Origin of the sequence: Pseudotamlana agarivorans, assembly GCF_018860245.1 — a bacterium.
Taxonomy (GTDB): Bacteria; Bacteroidota; Bacteroidia; order Flavobacteriales; family Flavobacteriaceae; genus Pseudotamlana; species Pseudotamlana agarivorans_A.
In genome coordinates this window covers 29,511-51,894 of record NZ_JAHKPD010000004.1, presented here as the reverse complement: position 1 = coordinate 51,894, position 22,384 = coordinate 29,511, and the positions used below count along the sequence as shown (strand labels likewise).

At 35.6% G+C, this 22,384-nt stretch carries 6 protein-coding genes; all 6 read right to left on the bottom strand.

Annotated features, from left to right (window positions below):
• Positions 1 to 86: 86 nt before the first annotated feature.
• Entirely contained in the window at positions 87 to 1,067 is a 981-nt protein-coding gene (locus tag KO493_RS00870; RefSeq protein WP_216066072.1) for a PorP/SprF family type IX secretion system membrane protein, read from the bottom strand.
• Between the two features lie 35 nt (positions 1,068 to 1,102).
• Complete coding sequence (locus tag KO493_RS00865) at positions 1,103 to 15,211, bottom strand: T9SS type B sorting domain-containing protein (RefSeq protein WP_216066071.1); 14,109 nt, start codon at positions 15,209 to 15,211, stop codon at positions 1,103 to 1,105.
• A 391-nt stretch (positions 15,212 to 15,602) separates the two neighbouring features.
• The gene (locus tag KO493_RS00860; RefSeq protein ID WP_216066070.1) at positions 15,603 to 18,491 is read right to left on the bottom strand and encodes a PorP/SprF family type IX secretion system membrane protein; all 2,889 of its coding nucleotides are present in this window, start codon (positions 18,489 to 18,491) and stop codon (positions 15,603 to 15,605) included.
• 1 nt (position 18,492) lies between these two features.
• Positions 18,493 to 19,869 carry a gliding motility-associated C-terminal domain-containing protein gene (locus KO493_RS00855; protein ID WP_252723123.1) on the bottom strand — a complete coding sequence of 459 codons (1,377 nt, stop codon included), beginning with the start codon at positions 19,867 to 19,869 and terminating at the stop codon, positions 18,493 to 18,495.
• A gap of 301 nt (positions 19,870 to 20,170) precedes the next feature.
• Positions 20,171 to 21,487 (bottom strand): hypothetical protein, encoded by a 1,317-nt coding sequence (locus KO493_RS00850; RefSeq protein ID WP_216066068.1) that lies wholly within the window; start codon positions 21,485 to 21,487, stop codon positions 20,171 to 20,173.
• A gap of 371 nt (positions 21,488 to 21,858) precedes the next feature.
• Positions 21,859 to 22,302, bottom strand: a complete 444-nt coding sequence (locus KO493_RS00845) for a hypothetical protein (RefSeq protein WP_216066067.1) — start codon at positions 22,300 to 22,302, stop codon at positions 21,859 to 21,861.
• Between the last annotated feature and the right edge of the window lie 82 nt (positions 22,303 to 22,384).

The window sequence follows — 22,384 nt, the reverse complement described above, 5'->3', positions numbered from 1 at the left end:
ATAAGTCATACCAACTTTTTTAGTTTATACTGCTCTAAGTACTTTTATTTCCTAAGCGTTAACTTTAACAACTCATTTATATAATACTAATAATGAATCGGACTTTGTGTACAAGGACAATTACTAATACCTTGTAAAAAGTTTATCCCCAAAGTGACTAAATGCGTTCCTGAGTTATAGGCTCCAATATCATTTGTAGTAACTTGATAGGCGTAAGCAAAATAAAACATACCTTTTTGAAAACCAGCCATTGGCCCTATACTTAATGGTTTTAAGAATTGATCATTTAAGAAGCGGTATGAAACACCAGCCCAAATGTAATCTTCCTTTCTGTTATAACTTCTAACTTTAAAGTTTACATCTGTACTTGAACGCTTATCTGAGCTAAACATCTGGTAATATACGGAAGGCTCATACTCTATTCTTCCATATTTTTTTCCTAAAGTAATACCTGTGTATATCTGATAGTTTAGAAGTAAACTTGGTTCTAGTGTTCGAATGGCCTCATCAATATTTTTAGGCAAAATATTATTGGCATTGAAACTTAAAAAATAGCCTTTGTTTCTATATAATAATCCGACATCAAAGTTATGATTTGTAGTACGCCTGTCATCTGTAACATACGAGTCTAAAATTGGATGTTCATAACCGCCATCAAAATTATCAATGTTAATTTTAAAACTATTCATGTTATATGAAAGTCCAAAAGAAAGGTATTGCTTAGAATAATAATCTAATATAATATGATGTGCAAAGGATATTTTTATACCCGACTGAAGCGTATTTCCATTTCTGTCATTATATAAGGTTAAACCTACCCCTGTTCTATCTGCAATTCTTACATCGCCATAAAAAGCCTGGTTGTCTGGAGCATTCTCAATACCCACCCATTGAGTTAAACCATTAAATCTAAGTTTTACATTATCACCAATTCCCGCGTATGTTGGCGAAATAACAAAAGGATTATCTGCTAAATATTGCGTGAATACAGGTAAATTTAACTCTTGGCCATAGCTTTTTACTACGACCAAAAGTACTAGATATATGATAAATTTTCTTATTTGCATAATTTTTAATTCAGCGGTTATTGCTACTAATTATTCTACCTGTAAAGTGTAAAGTGACCAACATAATCTTTATCATAAAGCGGATCATTAAGATTAATGACATACCAGTAATCACCAGAAGGTAACTCTTCATTATTATAGGTTCCGTCCCAAGTTTCATTCACGGCTAACTCTGCTAGTTTACGACCGTAGCGATCAAATACTTGTACAGTTAAATCTTTATATTGCGTTGCACAACCAGGTCCCCAACCGTCTAAAGTACCATCACCATTAGGCGTAAAGTAATTAGGAATACATACGTCGATAAACTCGAAGTAGCGTGTTCCAGAGGCTTCACATCCATAGAAATCCCTAACAGTAACGGTATAATCCCCTGACTCGTAAATCAAGAATTTATCAGTTCCGCTAAAGGCTCCACCATTTAATGAATATTCGTAAGGCGCTACACCTCCAGTTGCCGTAACAACAATTTGATTTAATACACCATCTTCTAAAAGCACTTGCATTTGTGTAATGTGATCAACATCAAATAATCTTGTTTGTTTAATACAACCATTAGCATGTCTCACATCAACAAATTGATCGAAACCTCCTGGTGCATCAATAAAAATATTACTAGCTTGATACGGACCACCATTAAGCGAGTATTCAACTTGAGTTAAATCTTGAATACTATCATCAACAGTAACAACCACTCTATTAGTAGATGTGTTGTTTAAACAATCGTATTCAACAACAACATGAGGGTCTAAGTTTACAGATTCCGGTAAATCAATATACCATTCCGATTCACAACCTTCTGCATCAACAACAAACACGGTATGGCTACCACCTGTTAGACCTGTAAAATCAAACTGTGTTTGTGTAGCACCACCTGTTACATAGCTACCGTTAATATCATCTAAGGTTACGCTGTAAGGTGCTGTTCCTCCAGTAATATTCACACTAAATTCACCGTTAAGATCACCTGCACAAAGTTCTGGTATTACCGAAGTTGGTATTTCAGTTAAAATTACAGGAGTAGGCTCACCAATTTGGAAATCAATAATCACAAAACAACCTGCTTCATCTTGTACAACCGCTTGATAATTTCCAACAGTTAAGTTAATAAAAGATCCAGAGTCAAAGAACTGATTCAATTGAGGTGAAATAGCATATTTAATAACCCCTGTACCACCAGTTGCGATAATTTCAATACTCCCATCGTCTCCACCATTACATGCGACATCAGTAACAATAAAAGGTGCCGTTAATGGAGCACTTGGCTCACTGATAGTTACTGGTAATGAGGTTACCTCGCAATCACCACTAGTTACAAATACTTTATAGTCTCCCGCAACAAGTTCTGTAAATACACCTGGGCTATTTTGAACAACTGGTGAGATGTCATTACCTAAATTATCTTGTAACGTATAAATATAGTTACCCAATCCACCTTGAGCTTTAGCAACAATAACACCTGTATTATCTCCATAACAGTTGATACTCGCGCTAGTCGCGTCGATAGCAACGGTTAATGTTGGTAACGGATCAATTCTTATCTCATTTGATATACCAGACGCACAATTATTCGCATCTTTTATGTAATACTGATAGGTTCCAGGATCTACATCAAAAGTAATCGAAGTAGTAAAACTACCTATTATGCTTCCGAAGTTTGGATCATCACTATATTCATAAGCTCCTGTTCCTCCTGTAGCACTAAGTGTCAATGATGTTTTATCAATACAGGTTTGTGTACTTGCGATTACTAAGTTACTTGTTATCGTTGTTGGTTCATTTATTACAATATCCGTAGAGGTTGCAGTACAGTTCCAACCGTCGGTAACAGTTACATTATAAGTGCCCGCACTTAATTCTGTAAAATTAGTAGCTATTTGAGGCCCTGTCTGACTTAAAACAGGGGCAATTTTATTTAAAGTATAAGTGTAATTAGAATTTTGACCACCAGTAGCAATAACATTAATGATTCCTGTTGCATCACCGTAACACAGTAAAGCAGACGCTGGATCTAATGTCGCAGTTATTGATATTGGTGTAGGATCAACTAATTGCACTAAGGTTGATGCAATACATCCACTAGAATCTCTAACGTTTACATTATAATCGCCAGCATCTAAATCTAGGAATGTAAACGTAGAACTAAATGCGGTTGTCGCACCTCCTATTTTTTCCAACTGATATTCATAACCTCCTGGCCATCCACCTGTAGCACTAGCAGCAATTGTACCGTTTGCTAAATCACATGTTATATCAGTATGCGTTTCTAGCGCTGTTAAGGCTGTGGTTGGCCCAGCAATAGTAAATGCTTTACTTACCTCACATTCTGGAGTGTTCGTTAAAACAGCTGTTAAAGTAAAGATTCCCGCTTCTAACCCTGTAATTGTTTCTGGTCCTGAACTAGCAACACTTCCAGTTAAAACGGTGTTTCCTAAAGCATCTTCAATAATATAACTAAAGGCTCCCGATTCATCTGTTGGTGTTGGTACACGATCGATAAAAGTTACATTAACTTCTCCATCATTATTACCAAAACAAGTAACGTTTATAACATTATCAATTGTTATATCGAAAGTATTAGGATCATCAACATAATGGAATTTTCTTAATGAACATCCGGTATTTGTGTTTCTAACCGTTACTAAATAGTTCGCAATATCTAACCCTGTGAAAATCCCAGAAGTATTTATTGCTGTAAATCCTCCTGATATTGGTGTACCATCAGATTCTACCTCGGCAATATCATATTGTAATGCTGGTGTTCCAGTACCTATAGGGTTTACAGAAACAGAAATATCTTCTCCAGAAACACATGTTATTGCATTGGTAACAGTAATATCCAAATCATCTATAGCTACAAATGGAGCTATCGTTGCAGAAGTACTTCCTACACAACCTTTATCATCGTATACATTAATTGTATATAGTCCACCAATGAGGTCTGTTTCAGTATATTCTGGGCTATTACTACTTTGCACCTTTGTTGTTCCACGGATAAACTCGTAAATAGCGTAATTCCCAGAACCACCAGACACGCCAGAAATTAATGAATTATCTATCGTAATTGTCGCATAATTAGATGTATTAGTATCTGTAATACAAGCATATTGAATTACAGTAGGAAGCGGTACTGAAATTTCAGGTGCTTCATTTACTATTATATCCTGAGTCACGACACAATTTCTTCCTGAAGTTACTTGAACCGTATATGTATCTGCTTCAAGACCGCTAAACACATTAGATGCCTGAGCTGGTACCATAGTTCCATTATTAAGTGAACCTATAATTTCGTAACTATAAATTGGATTATCTTGAGTAGCATCTAAGTTTACTGTTATTTGTCCATCGGTACCACCAAAACAAGTCACATCAATAACATCAGTGGTAAAGCTTACTGGGGTAGGCTCTTCTAAAGTCACTTTAGTATCTAAAGCACAACCTGTGTCATTATCAGTTACTGTAATTGTGTATTCAATAGTATGTGTTAAGCCTTCAAATCCAGTTGTCGTTTGTGTAATCCCTGCTGAAGGACTTATTGTATAAGTATAATTTGATGAACCGCCAGTAGCATTTACATCAATCACACCATCATTATCTAAACAAGTTGGATGTGAAACAATAGTTGCGTATAAGTCCAAGTTCTCATAAACAGTTACCGAAGTACTTGTTCCTTCACAACCATTAGCATCTTTAATAGTCACAGTATAAGTTCCAGCCGTTAATCCTGTAAAGGTAGGACTTGTTTGGAAACCGTTACCAATAGAATATTCGTAAGGTGCTACACCATCTGCTCCAGTCGCTGTAAACCCGTAAGTTCCACCAGCAGTAACACATGTTGCAATAGCAGGCGCCATTACTGTTGGCATGGTTTCTAGAATTACATTTACGGTTGTAAACTCGATACAACCATTGGCATCTTGAACGTATACATCCCAGTCTAAATCAGCGCCAGAATTTGTATCCACAACCAATACATTAGTATTTGGAGTAAATACAGTTGGTGCAGTAGCACCACTAGGCACAACCGCATAGCTATAACCTGGTGTACCATCTGCTGGAGTCACTGTAATTGTTGAATTGTATTCATTACAATGTACGTTGGTAGCAATTGCAGTCAGATTCAATGCTGCTGCTGGTTCTGTAATAGTCACATCGGTATCTGCTGTACAACCGGTATCATTATCTGTAATCGTAAGTATATAAGTAATAGCATCTAAACCTGTAACTGTTACTGTATTTCCTGAAACAGATACTGATTCTGTACCTACTAAAGGACTTGTAGAAGTTAAAACGGGAGTAAATGTTGTTGGTACGTTTGTCACTGTAAACACAGCTTCACCATTAGTTCCACTATAACAAGACACATCGCTAGTCACCGAACCAGAAACATTAATATCTACAGCAGGGTCAACAGTGAAACTTTCGTCATAATAACAACCATTAAAATCAATGACTCTAAACGCATAGGTATCTGGCAATAAACCAGTGAAAACGCCATTACTCGCACCTGTTACGTTTGAAGTTGCACTTGCTGGTGCTATAATTTCATAAGTAAATGGTCCAAAACCATCTATTATATTTGAAATCGTTACCTCACTAGTTAGATTATTACAAGTAACTATTGAACTTGAAATGTCCATATCACTAGGAGGTGTCAGGTTTGTTATCGTAAACGAATTATTATCTGTACAACCATTAGCATCTTTTACTGTTACGCTAACTACCCCTGCAATGTTAGTGCTATAGGTATCACTAGTAGTAAAAGGGCCACCATTGAAACTGTACAAGTAAGGTGCAGTACCATGGGTTGCTACTGCAGTAATTTCAGCACCTTGGGTGGTATTATTTACACCACATTGAAGAGGGCTTGAACTTACCAAATCAACATCTAATAATACTGGCTCTGTAATAGTAACTGTTATTGGCAATGAAACACAGCTTTTGCTATCGCGAACAAACACATCATAATCTCCTGCTATAAGTCCATTAAAGATATTTGAAGGTTGATAAACTATTCCTGATCCATCATCAATACCATATTCAAACGGTGCAACACCATCTCCTGCGGTCACCACAATTTGTCCGTCATTACCTGTAGTACAGGTTACATCTGTATGAACTTCAGTGAGTGTTGGTGTAACGGTTGGCGCTACTATTATTTCTGAAGATACAGCTTCGCAACCTGCACCATCAGTAACTCTAAAAATATAGTTTCCTGGAGTACTTGTAGTATACCCTGTTGTTATTGGAAAATAAATAGAACCTCCATTTGTACTTACTTCATAACTACCATAAGTACCATCACCACCATTAGGTGTAAATGTGAAACTTGCATCTGTAGGAACACAGTCTAATTCTGTTCCAATAACATCTAACGTTAATTGAGCATTTACAATATAAGTAGTCGTAGCAACACAGTCATTGGCATCTTTAATAAAAAGATCATAAGTTCCTGCGGCGGTTATTGAAAAAGTATCATTTGTGGTATAGGCTCCTGCTGCACCACCTGTACCTATCGCATAGGTTGCGTTTGTATCAAAAGTAGTACCTGATAATGTTATATCAAACGAGGTGCCATCAAAACATTGTTGCGCAACAGCATTGATTGTTGGCTCAGCATCTTTTACCACTGAAACATCTACTTCTTTAATACATCCATAGGCATCTTTTACGTAAACCGTATAATCTCCCTCAGCACGCTCATATGTAGAAGCGGCATCCCATCCTGTAGTTGAAGCAACTGGTGTAGAGGCTGTATTTACTAACACTAAATACTCATAAGGCGCTGTACCATGTTGCGCTGCCGCGGAAATAATACCCAACTCATTACAGTTTTCATTTCTTGTTGAAGACGCTGTGAGGACTAATTCGATTGCTGATTCTGAAATATTAAATGGTAAATCAGTAACACTACAACCAGCATTTGGGGCTCCTATTGCTTCTTCAACAATAATGATATAATTTCCAAAGTCTAGAAGACCTAAATTAGTAATAGATAATGTACCATTTGAAGGAACTGTTCCTGTACCTGAAACACCTGTTGACACTAGTGAAAGCGCATCAAATACTTCATAAGATACATTGGCATCAGTTCCGTATGTACTTACAATATCAAAACTTACACTACCATCTGCACTGCCTGTACAAGTAATATTATTTGGCGTAAGATTATCTATGGCCAAAGTAGAATCTGAAGGAGTTGGCGTATCAGCCACTTCATAATAATAACACCCAGTAACTGTATCGTAAACAACAAAGGTATAAGTGATTCCAGAAATTAAACCTGTAAATGTCGCTGATACTGGAGAACCTGTACCTAATATCCAATCAGGATCACCAACAATATATTCTGTAGAAGGTCCAGTGTACACAGCAAAATAGAAAGGACCAGCACCTGTGATAGTAGACGAGGTTCCAATACTAACATCTACAGTAGCACCTAAGGCACAACTACTAGCAGCGGCATCAATAGCAATATCTAAATCATCTGGTGGTGAAGCTACAAGAACATCTTGTTGTAAAACTGAACATCCATTATCATCTGTAATGATAATTTCATAAAGACCAAAGTCAACAACTTCAAACACTGCAGTTGAACCATCTTGACCTGTAATAGACTTATCAAAACCATTACCTGTTACGTGGTAAGTATATGAACCAGTACCTCCGGAAACAGAGTTAATAATCACTTCTCCTAAAGAAACATTTGTTCCAGTACCAGTTCCATCATCCACACATCTCACAGGCGTCGTATCATGAACCAAAACCAATGGATCAGGCTCACCTATAATAATTGTTTCAGTATCTGTACAGCCTTTAGCATCGGTTACTGTAATCGTATAATCACCAGCAGCTAAACCAGAAGTTTGTGTGCCATAATCAGTGCCTGTAGTTGTATTTGTAACGTTAAATACAAAAGGCGCTAAACCTAATGAAGGATCATGAGTGATATCAATCGCCGCCGTTTCTTCTCCATGACAATTAATAAATTGTGTTTGGAAAACATTTGTAATATTAGGAAGCACAGTAGGATTTACAGTAATGACCTCTGTTATAACCTCACAATTATTAGCATCAATAAACTTAAATTGATAATCCCCTGCTAAACTTGTTGAATATGTTGAAGTTACAGTAATATTAGAATAAGTTAAACCTCCATCAGTCGAAACTTGGTATACATAAGGTGCACTAGTATCTCCTCCCGAAACAGAAAGTTCTATTGTCGCATCTGATGGTACCGAGCAAGTTAAATCTTTAGTTAAACTAGCACTACCAGTCAATATAGGGTTTAAAGTAGTCGTCGCTGAAGCGATACAACCATTAGCATCTCTAATTGTTACGGTTTGAAGTCCGTCAGTATTTACAGTAAATACAGGATTCGTTGTATAAGCGCCTCCGTTTAAGCTATATTCAAAAGGTGCTACTCCTCCTAATGACGAATCTGGAATAGCTTCAATTTCGAAAGGTAATGTACATCCATTATTAACAGCGATAGAAAGTGCAGGTGTACCATCACTATCCACTGTAACTTGAATAACTTCTGTACAATCATTAGCATCTTTCACATAAACATCCCAAACCGTAGCTGTTGATGGATTTAGGTTAGCTATAGCACTAGATGTATAATCACCAGTGGTTGGGCTTACACCAACTTGAACAAAGGCATAGGTATAATTTGGTGTTCCACCTGTTGCTTCAACAGTTACCTGTGCTTCTGCATTATCGCAATTGGCATTTACATTATTAATTTCTGCTAAGCCTAATGCCGCCGTTGGCTCACCAACAGTCACATCATCTGTGGCAGTACATCCTGTAACGTCATCAGTGACTGTAACAGAATAAGTTCCCGCCGCATAATTTAGTAAATCGATAGTTGCCGCTGATTGACCTGTTATAGGAGTACCTAAATCTACTGAATAACTATATGTTCCTGAAAACCCAGAAACTTCTAATTGAATAGCTCCTGTAGTGCCACCAAAACACAATACATCACTAGTTACTCTAGCAACAAGAGCTATTGGTGTCACCGATCCTATGGTATAGGCTTCAGAATAAGAACAACCATTAGCATCGGTCACTTTAAAGATATAAGTATCTGGACCTAATCCGGTAAAGTTCCCATCCGTATTAGATACTGCTGAACCAGTTGGATCAATAATTTCAAAAGTTAATGGCATAACTCCTCCAACAGCTGTAACAGAAACTCCAGTTGCAGGTGCTGTACAAGTTAATGCATTAGAGGAAAAGCTTAAATCTGTAGGTGAGTCTAAAGGATCAACTGTCACGCTACCTCCTAATGTACATCCGTTAGCATCTCTAACCGAGTAGTTAATAGTTTGTGTTGTTCCGTCATCAAAAACATCTAAGGTTCTTGTATTACTAAAGTTCGTACCATCAAAACTATATTGGTATGGTGCAGTTCCTGTTGTAGGTATATCAATAGTTACTACCGCAGGTTGTTCTACATTACTTGTATCACAAGATAAATCTGTAACGCTTGCATTTACTATTAATTCGGTTGGTTCACTTAATGTTATATCACCAGAGAATTCACATTGATTAGCATCACGAACACTATAATTATATGTTACACCAGCCGATAAGCCTGAGTAACTCGCATTATTTGTAAATACGCTACCATCAAAACTGTATTCATATGGCGTTGCTCCTCCAACCGCATTTATAACCACAGAACCATTTGTATCACCAAAACAACTTGGGTTGGTATCTGTAGTTGTTGCCGTTGGGTTACTAATGGTGCTCACTGTAATCTCTGGAGATAAACTTGTACAACCTTCGGCATCGGTTACCTCAAATTGATAAGTTCCAGCATTAGCCGTTTCTAAAGTAAATGTTGAACCCGTTAAATTCACAGTTCCTGTACCTTGAGCTAATGTCACGGTGTAAGGCGCATAACCAGCAGTAATTGTCCCTGAAATTTCCGCATCTGGTGAAGCAGAACAATCTAGTCCTTTATCTAATTGTGCAGAAACTCCTATTCCTCCAGCAATTATGTGAGTCCCTAAATTCGCCTCACAATTATTAGCATCAATCATCCAAACCACATAAGAACCTGGAGCTAAACCAGTAAGTTCTTGACTTGCTTGGTAAGTTATGTTACCATTGGTACTATCATATCTATAGCGGAATGGTCTTTTACCATCAATAGGGTCAATTCTTATCGTTGCTCCCGTGCCTAAATCTAGACAAGGCTTTGTGATGTCAATATCTGCAGTCGGTGTACCAACAGATTCAATCTTTACATCAAACGTTCCGGTAGGTGTACAACTATTAGCGTCTGTTACACGCACTGAATAATCTCCTACAGCTACATTACTTAAAATGCCACTATTAGGAAAAGTATTTACTACTACACCCGCGGTATCTAATAGCTCCATTGTGTAAGGCGGTGTTCCTCCTGTAACAACTGCCTCTATACTAGCTCCTGTAGTACAGGTTGCTTGCGTGGGCGTTAGACTTAACTGGATTTCACTCGGCTCACTAATCGTTTGAGGTATAGAAACCTCACAACCTGTTGAAACAGCATCGTAACGAATTTGTACGTTGTATGGATTTCCGCCATTATCATCTAAACCTGTAATGTCATACGGTGATGTGGTAACTGTATTCCAATTTGTTCCACCATCGATAGAGTATTGATAACCGTTAGTGGTGTCAAAATTAGAAGCAGAAATGGTTATCGTTGCATCGTCAGCTCCATTACAAGTTACATCAGTTGCGCTTACCGCATCTGCGCTAAATGCCCTATCAGCATCAATAATAATAGGGAAATCTACTTGATCTATACAGCTTATTGGTAATTGATATATTTTAATATCATCTATAGCTACATCATTACCGCTAGTTTGTCTCACAGTTGAGCGTACCAAAAATTCTAAAGTTGTATTATTCCCTGGATTTAATGTTATAGGTGTTTTGGGATAATTCTCCCAGCGTTCAGTTTTAGGCACATCTCCAGTGGCAAAGCTCGAAATTTCAGTTCCTGAAGCATCCACTAAGGCTATTGTTAAATTTGGATCGAACTTCGTTGTATGACTTTGCATCAAATTATAAACAAAAAGCTCAAAATTAATAGGTTGATTAGGAATAATATCATTAATCGTCTTTTTGTAAAGCACATCATCTTCAGGTAATTGATCACCAATATTTACGACTAAAGCACGTCCGTTAGGATCAGTATTATTAGACGTATGATCTCCCGGTTGACTCCAGTCCCCATAAGGCGACTCAATGTGTGAAGTTACTGAGTAATCTCCATCTTGAATGTTTTGACTCCCTTTACAATAAGGTGGAGCTTGTTGATATTCAAAGCAATAAAATGCTGTATTAATACCTGGAGATTCTGTATCGTCACCCGAACCAAAAGTTTCTAGTAATAAATTACTATATGTAGGTGCATCTAAAAGTTTGTAAGTTACACTTATAGTATGGTTTCCGTTAGGTACATTTAAAAACGTAGTTGGATCGGCAGTATTTGTATTTTCAATACCATTAAGTAAATAAGTATATTCAAAATTTGCACCTCCATTGTTGGTTACTTGAACAGTAGCATTTGCCGTACCGTCACAATTGTATTGTGGGTCAATATTATCATCAATAGTTGGAGGCAAAGGTTCTTGATCAAGAACAATTCCTGGCATTGGAAAAATACATCCCGAGGAATCTCTAATATATAAATCGTATGTTCCTGGTAAAACTTCAGCACTATTTGAAGAAATCCAAGTTGATTGATTATCAAAACTAAACTCATATGGTGGAACGCCACCTTGCGGATTAGTAATCCTTAAAGTTCCTTCCCCATTAGCACCGCAACCTGCCAATTCTGACACCCCTGCTGAAGCTGTTAAAGCGTCGTCTGGTCCATCAATAATAACATCTGTTGCTGGACTTAAACATTCAACACCATTTAAAGAATATTTAATCATAGTAGGATAAGTACCTACAGCTAAGTTTGGAAAAGTTGCATTACTAGAATAACTCGCTCCATTATCAATACTATATTCAATAGTATAACCATTAGCATTAGTTAAATTGAATACTATTTGAGCTGATACTTCTCCGTAACAATTTAAATCTGAACCAACTACTGAAAAAGTTGGTGGAGCTAATTCATCAACCTCGACACTAACATCTTTAATACAACCATTTACATCTGTTACCCTGTAATTATAGGTTCCAGCTGTGGTTACTACAAAATCACCATGATCTTGTATATTATGAGGTTCACTTAAATCAACAAACGAGTAATCGAGGGTACCCCCCGTAGCGCTTATACTAACAGCACCATTTCCACAAGTTATTGGTGAGGATGAAGCACTTATCACCAAATCATCTGGCGCAATAATATCAACACTTTCAGTAAACTCGCAACCATCCTCCAATGAAACTTTAATATCATATGTTCCTGATGTTAAATTTATGAATTCATGGGATTTATTTGAAACCCAGCCCGTATCTCCTTTAATATCCGATCCCTGCGTTATCAGATAACTGTAATCATTATTATTTCCACCATTTACACTTAATTTTATCCGGCCATCTATGTCTCCATAACATGTAGCGTTAAAAGCAGTAACCTCTAAAGTAGGTTCAAATTCATCAACTAAAACTTCATACTCAAAAACACAAGGGTTCACATTTACACCCTTTTGCTTAATTTTTACATTATGAAAACCTGGGCTTGTTACTTCATAACTATTTTCATCAGTGTAAGCTCCTCCATCATAACTAAACTCGTAATCAGAAGGAATATTATTTACCGTAATTTCACCTTTAGTATTACAAATAATATCCTGAGTTTCAATAGTTGGGTTTAATAAATTGGTGTAAGAATTAAAATAAAATTGATTAAAACATCCACCATCATACTCAATAGTTAATCGGTATTCTCCAGATTGGGACAAATCAAAATCAGGACCAGATGATAAAAAATCCCACTGACAGCCAGGATCAGTATTAGCACAATTTACTTGTGTAACTGCATTACAGCTTGTTTCATTAAGTTTTTCCCAAATTATACTTTGGTAATTTGTTAAAGAGGTTTGAATATTTCTAACATCATTTAAACCACATAAGTAGAAATTAGGTAATTCAGATCCATCATTACCACAGATTACGATTTCATCTGCAAATGAGGACACCGGATTACCAACATTACCACCAAAATATGCGACGTTAAATTTCTTTTCAGTAGACTGGCAAGGTGCTATCGCCGAATTTCTAACATAATAAGACCCTGGATTAGTTACATATATATTTTGGTCACTTCCTAGCTCTTGGCTACTATCGCTAAAAGTTGGATCTGTAGACCATAAATAAGCATCGTAACCATCTGGAGCAATAATTTCTGTACGATCCCCACATAAAATAACATCCTCCTCAAAAATACAGTTATCAATATCTGCTAAAAAGTTAGTAGCTTGCGGAGCTAATAAACAATTGTTCCCAGCATTAAACTCGTAACTTGGTTCATCTGTGATCTCATAGGTATCATTTGTGACCCCTTTATAGGTTGCAAAAGCCTGATTTTGAATAATATTAGAACAAGCATCACTTAATTCATTACAGGTTTGAACGACCTTAACACTAAAAATGATTTCTGAAATATCAATATCAGTAGGACCTTCCTTTTTGGTTACTAAACTCTGAGGTACTGTAAAAACAATTTCGTTTGTTACAGCGTCGTAGGTATGTGTAATCCCCGGCGTAACAAAATCTATATCCCCAGGATAATTAAAATCGACATTTATAGGAAGTGCATCTCTTATTGTTAGATCCTTCGCATCATCATTACCAATATTTTCTATTGAGATAACATATTTTAAGTCGTCACCTAAATTAACAATTCCACCTCCGATATCTGTACCTTGATCATCCTGAACGGCTTTAGTTAACACCACTTTTGGCTCAATAATATCAACAGCAAAAGTGGTAAGAAACGGACCTATACCATCACCTGATGTTGTAAGCTTTAATGTTCCACCGGTTTCATCATTTGGAAGAATGGCATTTCCGTTATTTGGTAATACTATATTTTTAATATCGAACCCTAATGAATTTTCACTATTTGGGTTCCTATCCAACATATAGGCCCCATCGCTAGTAATTCTAGAATTAAAGAAATTAGTACTTGGATTTAACGCATCAAATAGTGGCGTAAAATTAGAATTTGAGTTTGCCTTAAATTGAAACGTATCACCAGATATACCAACATCTCCTTCCAAAGAGGCTACACCAATTTTAGCATTAACAGGCAAAGGAGAAGGTAATGTTTGAAAACCTAAAATATCAATATCTACATCAGCCTGAGAATTTTGTACTACAGCATACCCATCAAAAGTTGAGATAAATTTACTCGGTAAATCTGGACTTTCATAAATAACCACTAGCGTCCATCCGCCGGCACAACCTCCATTTCTTTTTCCTTGAGTAGCTCGTAAGTTTGCAACCGTATAAGTTCCATCCGCGTCAGCCAACCCTTGTAGTAAAGTAGTAACATTTTTATAGCATACAATTGGCCCATCTTTCACAGGACCACTTCCTGTTAAATAATTGGCATTTAAACCATCTAGAATAATCTCACTTCCCGTTGCTTCTAAATCAATATAAGCACCTGTAGGCAACTTGAATTTAATTTTATTCCAATCATCTTCACGTGTTGTTCCACCGAAGGCTGAACCGTCACCAACACCATTTGGGTAAGCAGAAGCCCAATATAAACCAGCATAAATTATTTTTTTACAAGTAATATTAGTATTTAATCCTGCAGAACTTGAGCTGAATGTACTAGAATCCCCATCTATATCTATGTATTCAGCATCAACATTATTATTATTAGTACTCCCATTATAAGGGAGGTCATAAGTACTTCCTTTCCCTTTAATAATACTATTACCAATTAAAGCAATATCCCCTTTTACACGAATACTAGTCTCGCCTGGAGCTAATTCACGTGGGGTAAATGGCACAGCAACCTGAGCAATTACCTCTTGACCAATAAGAGTTATAAAAAACAATAAAACGAAAGTGATATTCCATTTTTTTATATCGCAAAGCGGAGTCATCAATTTTGACAAAAATGCACGCAATACAAGTATAAATGTAGAAAAAGTAGTTTTTTTCATGTTGGTTAGGTTTGGGGCGCTTACTTGCTTTATTCCAAAGAATAAGACAATATAAACCTAGTTTAATCATGGCTCCAGGCACTTATAATGCATGAATACATGTATTTAAACTGTGTTTTTTGGTTTTTTAACGGTTTTTAACGTCATAAATATCGTAAAATATTTCGGAACAGAACATAGACTTCAATAAAATTATGCATTTTATCGATAAAATAACACCTTTAATATAGGATTTAGAATTTGGTGTAAGATTTAACCTTCTTTTTGTGGGAATTTGAAATTTGTATTTATAACAATCTAAAATCTTAAAATAAAATATCTCAAAAATTAACATAAAAAAATATCGGCTAGAAAGCCGATATTTTTAAGATTTATTTAATAATTTAAAACTCTATTTTTCTATTTTAACAATAGACATCTTACCATTGAATGATTTATTTCCTTTATTTCTCAATGCATTCTGAGCGTTCCCCATAGAGTCATAGTTTTCATAATAAATATAGTACTTACTCGTATTCACATCAAAGAAGAAATTAATATTCTTTTGCCCCGCAGCAACTGCCTTTTTCAGAAACTCATTTCTTTTATCAATGTCTGAATGCACGGCTACGACCATATAATAGCCTTCTTCAATATTTTTAACCCCTTTAACAATTTGAATATTACTTAACTCCTCTCCGTAATCAAAATCATCTGCTGTTAATGGTTGTGAACTTACTGGTGTATTCTGCCTAATCACATTGAGTGCTGCCCTATCTTTTTGGTAACGTTCCTCGTCATTATCATAAAGCGCTCGTTTAATTCTACGTTTTCTTTCTTCTTTAATTTCTTCTTTTAATTCTTGAATTTTAAAGATCGATCCTTCTCTAATTTGTAATACTTCAACTTGTTGCGTCTTCAACTCTTCTATTCTACGTTTATAGAATTTGTTTGTGGCATCATTAGCATCAGGAACTTCACTTAAACGTTCTTTATAAATTCTATCTAATCGACGAATCTTATTATTTTGAGCGGCAACTATATTGTCTATCTCATTAGTAAGCTCTTCTAGTTCTCGATTTTCAGCCGAAATACTCTTAAAGGCTTTAGGCGCTTTTACAATACCTTGCTCACTTAAATTATTCTCTTCAACTAAGTCATCAAGATCCTGCTGCTTGATAGCAACTTTTTCTTTTAACTTATCTATAAGCTCTTGCTGCTCTTTACTCGATTCGTGTAAAGACCTGGCTACATCATTCATCATTTTCGTAGCTTCATCGGTAGGAGCAATAGCTTTTAAGTCTGCTTCTTTCTGTGCCTTAAGTCTGGCAGCTTCCGCTAATGCAGCCGCTTCTTCATTTTTAAGTCTTTCAGCTTCACTTATTTGATTAGCTTCTTGTTCTTTTCTTAATCGTTCCGCCTCTGCCAATTCAGCCGCTTCTTGTTCTGCCTTTATTCTAGCCTCCTCTGCTAATCGTGCTTCTTCGGCTTTTCTCAATTGCTCTGCTTCAGCTAAGGCCAATGCCGCTTGTTCTTCCTGAAGTCGTTTTTCTTCTGCTAAACGAGAAGCTTCTTGTTCTTTTCTTAAACGCTCTGTTTCTGCTAATGCAGCCGCTTCTTGTTCTGCTTTTATTCTAGCCTCTTCAGCTATTCGTGCTTCTTCGGCTTTTCTTAATTGCTCTGCTTCTGCCAAGGCTAATGCCGCTTGTTCTTCCTGAAGTCGCTTTTCTTCTGCTAAACGAGAAGCTTCTTGTTCTTTTCTTAAACGCTCTGCTTCTGCCAGTTCAGCAGCTTCTTGTTCTGCTTTTATTCTAGCCTCCTCTGCTAATCGTGCTTCTTCGGCTTTTCTTAATTGCTCTGCTTCAGCCAAGGCTAATGCCGCTTGTTCTTCCTGATGTCGTTTTTCTTCTGCTAAACGAGAAGCTTCTTGTTCTTTTCTTAAACGCTCTGATTCTGCCAATGCAGCAGCTTCTTGTTCTGCTTTTATTCTAGCCTCCTCTGCTAATCGTGCTTCTTCGGCTTTTCTTAATTGCTCTGCTTCAGCCAAGGCTAATGCCGCTTGTTCTTCCTGAAGTCGTCTTTCTGCTTCTAAAACGGCCTCTTTCTCGACTTCCTTTGCACGTATTTCCGCTGCAATTCGGTCAGCTTCAGCTTTTTCAGCTAAACGATCTGCTTCGACTACACCATTTAAAGCCGCAGCTTCTGATGCCCTTTTTTCTTCAGCCAAAGCTGCTGCAGCCGCAGCTTCTGCCGCTCGTTTCTTTTCTAGAGGATCCGACTTACGAGGTAAGTTTTTCGGTGTGACACTTTTTGTTACTTTACGAGTGTTTTTATTTTTCTTATCAGAGATAAATAATCCTTCCTCGTCTTCATCACCAAAGTAATCATAATTGTCCTTAGATTTAAATCTATATGCTAATGTTATATCGTGTGAATTACCTAAAGCGGAAATGTCGCCTACCGCTCTTTCAAAATTATATTCAATAGCAATTTGAGGTGAAATATTTAAGCCAATACCAGCTGACAATCCATAAAATGAGTTATATCCGGCTTGCCCCCAAAAACCCTTAGGAACGGTAAACATCATAAGTCCTGAAAATACTATTTGCTCTTTTTTAAATTCAGAACGTATCAAAGTAGAAAATCTGCTATCTCTAAAATAACCATAGCTACTCACATAGCCTGTATACATGCCATGTACCTGTATCCCCTGCTCCGGATTTTCGGCTATCATTGCCGTTGAAGTCAAATTATAAGCTACAATATTATTTAAACTAACACCAAAATCAAAAAACTCTGTACCATAATTAATCCCAGGATTAATGGTAATAATTGAGTTTGAAGGTATATTGTCTAATGAAGGATCTGGCGTATTGGAAATAATAGCACCATCATTAATAGTACTTCTATAAAATCCAAGGTTCATTCCAAAGGTCAAGTTGCCTGAACGGTTAACAACCACGTTGTAGGCGAAATTTGCCATACCTCCAAATGTTGTTAAGGCCCCATAATTTTGCTGAAATAAACTCAATCCAGCTCCAATACTTTCTCTAAAACGCCCAGAATAACCAAATAAATATGTTTGTGGTGCGTTCTCAAATTGCGTCCAATCTCGTTTATTATTGAAAGAAACATAGCGATGCCCCTCTCTTACAAAACTAAAAGTTGGATTTATAAATGTTCTATTAAATTTTAATGAATTTCTAACGGGTATATTTAAAGCCACAACGCCATCATCCTGTGCAGAAGATTGGTAAATGGTGCTAAAAAACAACAGAATATAGAATAAATATTTTTTCATGTTATTTTATTACCGTTATAGAACCCTTTCTTGTACTGCCATCTGAACTTGTTATAATGTAATAATAAACCGGATTTACATTCTCAAAATTAAGAGTATCTTCTGGCCAATTATTCAAATAATCTTTACTTTGAAAAACGACTTTTCCTATTGAACTTATAATGAGAACTTCAGTACCTGTTCCTGATACGTACTCTTTTGGTACAATCCACGTATCATTAGTACCATCACCATTTGGACTCACAATATTTGGGATTTCAGGAACATCTGGAAAATAATTTTCACCTCCGGAAACTGTAAAAGTAAACTCTGTAGATGCGATACAACTTCCTGATGATGATGGTTGAGACACTACTCCTCTATAGTTTCCAAATTGATCTATAAATAAACTATCGCTAATTTCTCCTGAAATTTGAGAATCATTTTTGTACCACGTATAAGTTGGATTTGTAGCATCTGTTACAATTGAAGCTATAAGAGATTCCTCTTCTTCTAAAATATTGTCTTCATCTAAACTCACACCTTCAATACTACTATTAAATCCAGAATTATCTAAAAGTAGGGATGCCGATGAAGTACAACTGCCTAAATCTACATTTACTGTATATTCTCCAGATTCATTAGTTGTATAAGTTTGATCAGTTGCAGTATCTATAATTAGTCCATCTTTACTCCATTGATAACTATTACCCTCAGTAGCAGTTAAAGTAGTTGGTCCGTCACTCATGCAATATGGATTTCCTAAACTAGAGGTTACACTCACTACAACCCCTGTTGCTATTTCATTAACCGTAACTCTATTTGAATAAGAATTTGAAGTACAGGTACCATAATTGGTTTCTACAAAATACTTTCCTGGACTAGTCACTTCTAAACTCTCACCATTAGCCACAAATTCTTTAGTTGTAGCACTTGTTTCTCGATACCAATTATAAGTTAAAGAAGGGTATTGTAAAGGCGAGTCGTTATTTTCATCTCCAGGATTATCGATCGTTAAAAGATAACTTCCACCAGAACAGAAATTTGCAGAGGCTATTAAATTATTAATTGTAAATGGACTATTTTGAAGTCTATAATATGCTGGAAATGCATTAGAAGCCTGACTTGTCGCTGCTGGGGAAGTACTTTTTACTCTAACTTTATAGTTTTCACCTGAAACTGTTTCTGGAACTGAAAATTTAATAGTAGCTGGAGAAGTTACTATGGCACCTGCGCTAGACGTATAAACAACTTGACTATTAGCAAAACTACCATCGGCATCTGAAAGTTCTAAAATAAATTGATTTGACCCTGTTATTTCTGCTTCTGGACTAAATGAAAAACTTACATTATATTCATTATAACCCGAATAAGCACAAGCCTGATTAAAATTAACCAAATTGGGTTTAGTGATTACCACTTGTCCTTGAACTATATTCGAAAAAATAAAAAGGAAAAAAGTAACAATATATATTAACGAGAAATTTTTCATTTGTAGTCTTCCCACAGAAAAGCCATAAAACTTAAGCGAAACTTTTGAATAAAGAATAACGGTAAATCTTACATAATATAATTTGTTAATAACAAATTATATTATGTAAGTTATAAGTTTTAGATAAATGTGTAGAATAATTGATTTGGTTTGTTAGTTTGTAATCTACGAAATTACCTTAAGGAATATTTATATGATATACTATTTATTAGTTTGCATCTACTTCATTTGAGGCAATAATTTTATTGATACGTAACCTGTAATCTGGTCTTCTAGGATTGTTAATCTCAATAAATGTTTCGGCATCATGTCCTTTAGAGTATACATTAAAAAACGCATGATTTCCATACCAGTTTTCTAAATCCTCGTTGTTAGCACTATTTTCAACAAATATATTCCCATTACAATTATTGAAATACATATTTGTAAACTTAATTTTATCTAAACTTTCTTGATTAATTCGAATTTTATTTTCAAAAATAACAGCTGGATTAAAACCAGAAATAACACTTTTATTCATGTCGAGTGATGCATGCTCTCCTACAAATACACCTTCTTTAACAAGCCCCATTCTAATATCTTCTCTTAAATCTTTAGAAGCATTTAAAATTGTTAAATTTTGAGCCTTAACCGAAGTAGATGGTTTAGAGAAATCAACTTCTTGTCTTTCGCTGTATGCAACAACTTCTAAACATCTTGCACCGCTACTACTAGAAACATATGGAGACCTAACAGCTAACGAGTTAATCAACTCACCTTGTACACCGTAATTAAATTTAAAGTCTGTTTGATTCGATTTATAAGAAACGAATTTATGTAAATTTACATTTCCACCCCAAACTTCAACTGAATTCCCTGCCGAGTTACTAACCATGACATTCTCTAAAACAGTTTCTCTTCCAACGCCAGCCAATAACAATCCATTAAAATTTAATCCGGTTTTTACACGACTACCAGCATATTCAATTCTAACATATTTTAATAAGCCTGAATTAGCATTAGGATTTTCACCGCCAAAATTTGTAAAAGCATAGTTTGCAGGTGCAAGTCTTGTATAATATGGAGATACTGATCCATTTCCGAATCTATTAGTTGCAGCATCACCTAGGATAATTAAACCTCCCCAGTCTCCTGCTTTTTTAACACGCCTATTGGATGTAAAAATAATTGGATCTGTTTCTAATCCTGAAGCTACTATACTCGATCCTTTTGCAATAGTTAATGAAGCTTTACTAGCGTAATCTCCAATAATCACTGTTCCTGGCTCTATAGTTAACACAGCATTATTAGTAACGAATATACTACCTACCAATAAATACACATGTCTTTTTACTAATCTTTTATCCTCGGTAATGTTCCCAGTTAGAATTTGTGTGGGTTCCATATGATCAGCCTGACTTCCTGATTGAAAATCCGTCCAATTATTAAGCCAGTTATCTTTTCCTATAATTCCTTTCTCTTGTTGAGCAACAACATTTGCCAAGGCAAATAGGAATATGAAAACAGTAAGGGTAATTTTTTTCATAGTTTAATCAATTTGGGGGTTAGAACCTAAAGTATAGTTTTTGAATCAATAATTAATCAAATTTAACAAAAAAATCCACGAAATACCAATTATTTCGACTAAATACACAAAATAAATACTTTATTAAGAAAAATCTATCGATGAAATGCATACTTACACCACTCAAAATTATAATAATTATCGTTCCTAACAATTTTTAAAAAACACCTTCACAATAACTAATGCAGCCTTTTGCTTTTTTAGCAATTAAAAAACATTATTAAAACAACGCCTTTAGTCATAAAAAAATGCTATTAAAGCACTTCAAACTTAAAAGTTCAAATACTTAATAGCATAAAATTAATTCAATTATATTTTAACGAGATTACTCCTTAACGGTATTCATTAAACGTATGTAATGACTTCATAATTTCTTCGTAAAATAAAATACCCGAAATTAAGTTTCTAGTATCTGCATACGGTAAATATTCATTCAGGAAAAAAGTTGTGCTGTTAACATAATCATCCGCCGCTTCTAATTGGTTATCCAGCGCCTTTATATTATCACTATTAGTTGGGATACCTAATGTAACCATAGTAACCCCAGGCTTAGTTGCAAAAGCAATATAAGGTAAGATTCTAGTTAAAACTGTATTTCTCTCTCTATAAAGCGCTAACACCTCACCTTTTGGCATACGTTCTAGCTCTTCTATATTATGATATTTCTTTATCTTAACTTTATCACTAATAATACTTTTTGCTCCATCTTTTTGAGCAAAACTAATACTAGATACGAGTGAGAGACAAAAAACTAATAAAAATAATTTTATTTTCATGCTTAAGATTTTAGGGTTAGTGCAACAAATTTATGTAATTAACCGAAATTAACAAGCATTTTGTCGATTTTTTTTATTTTTT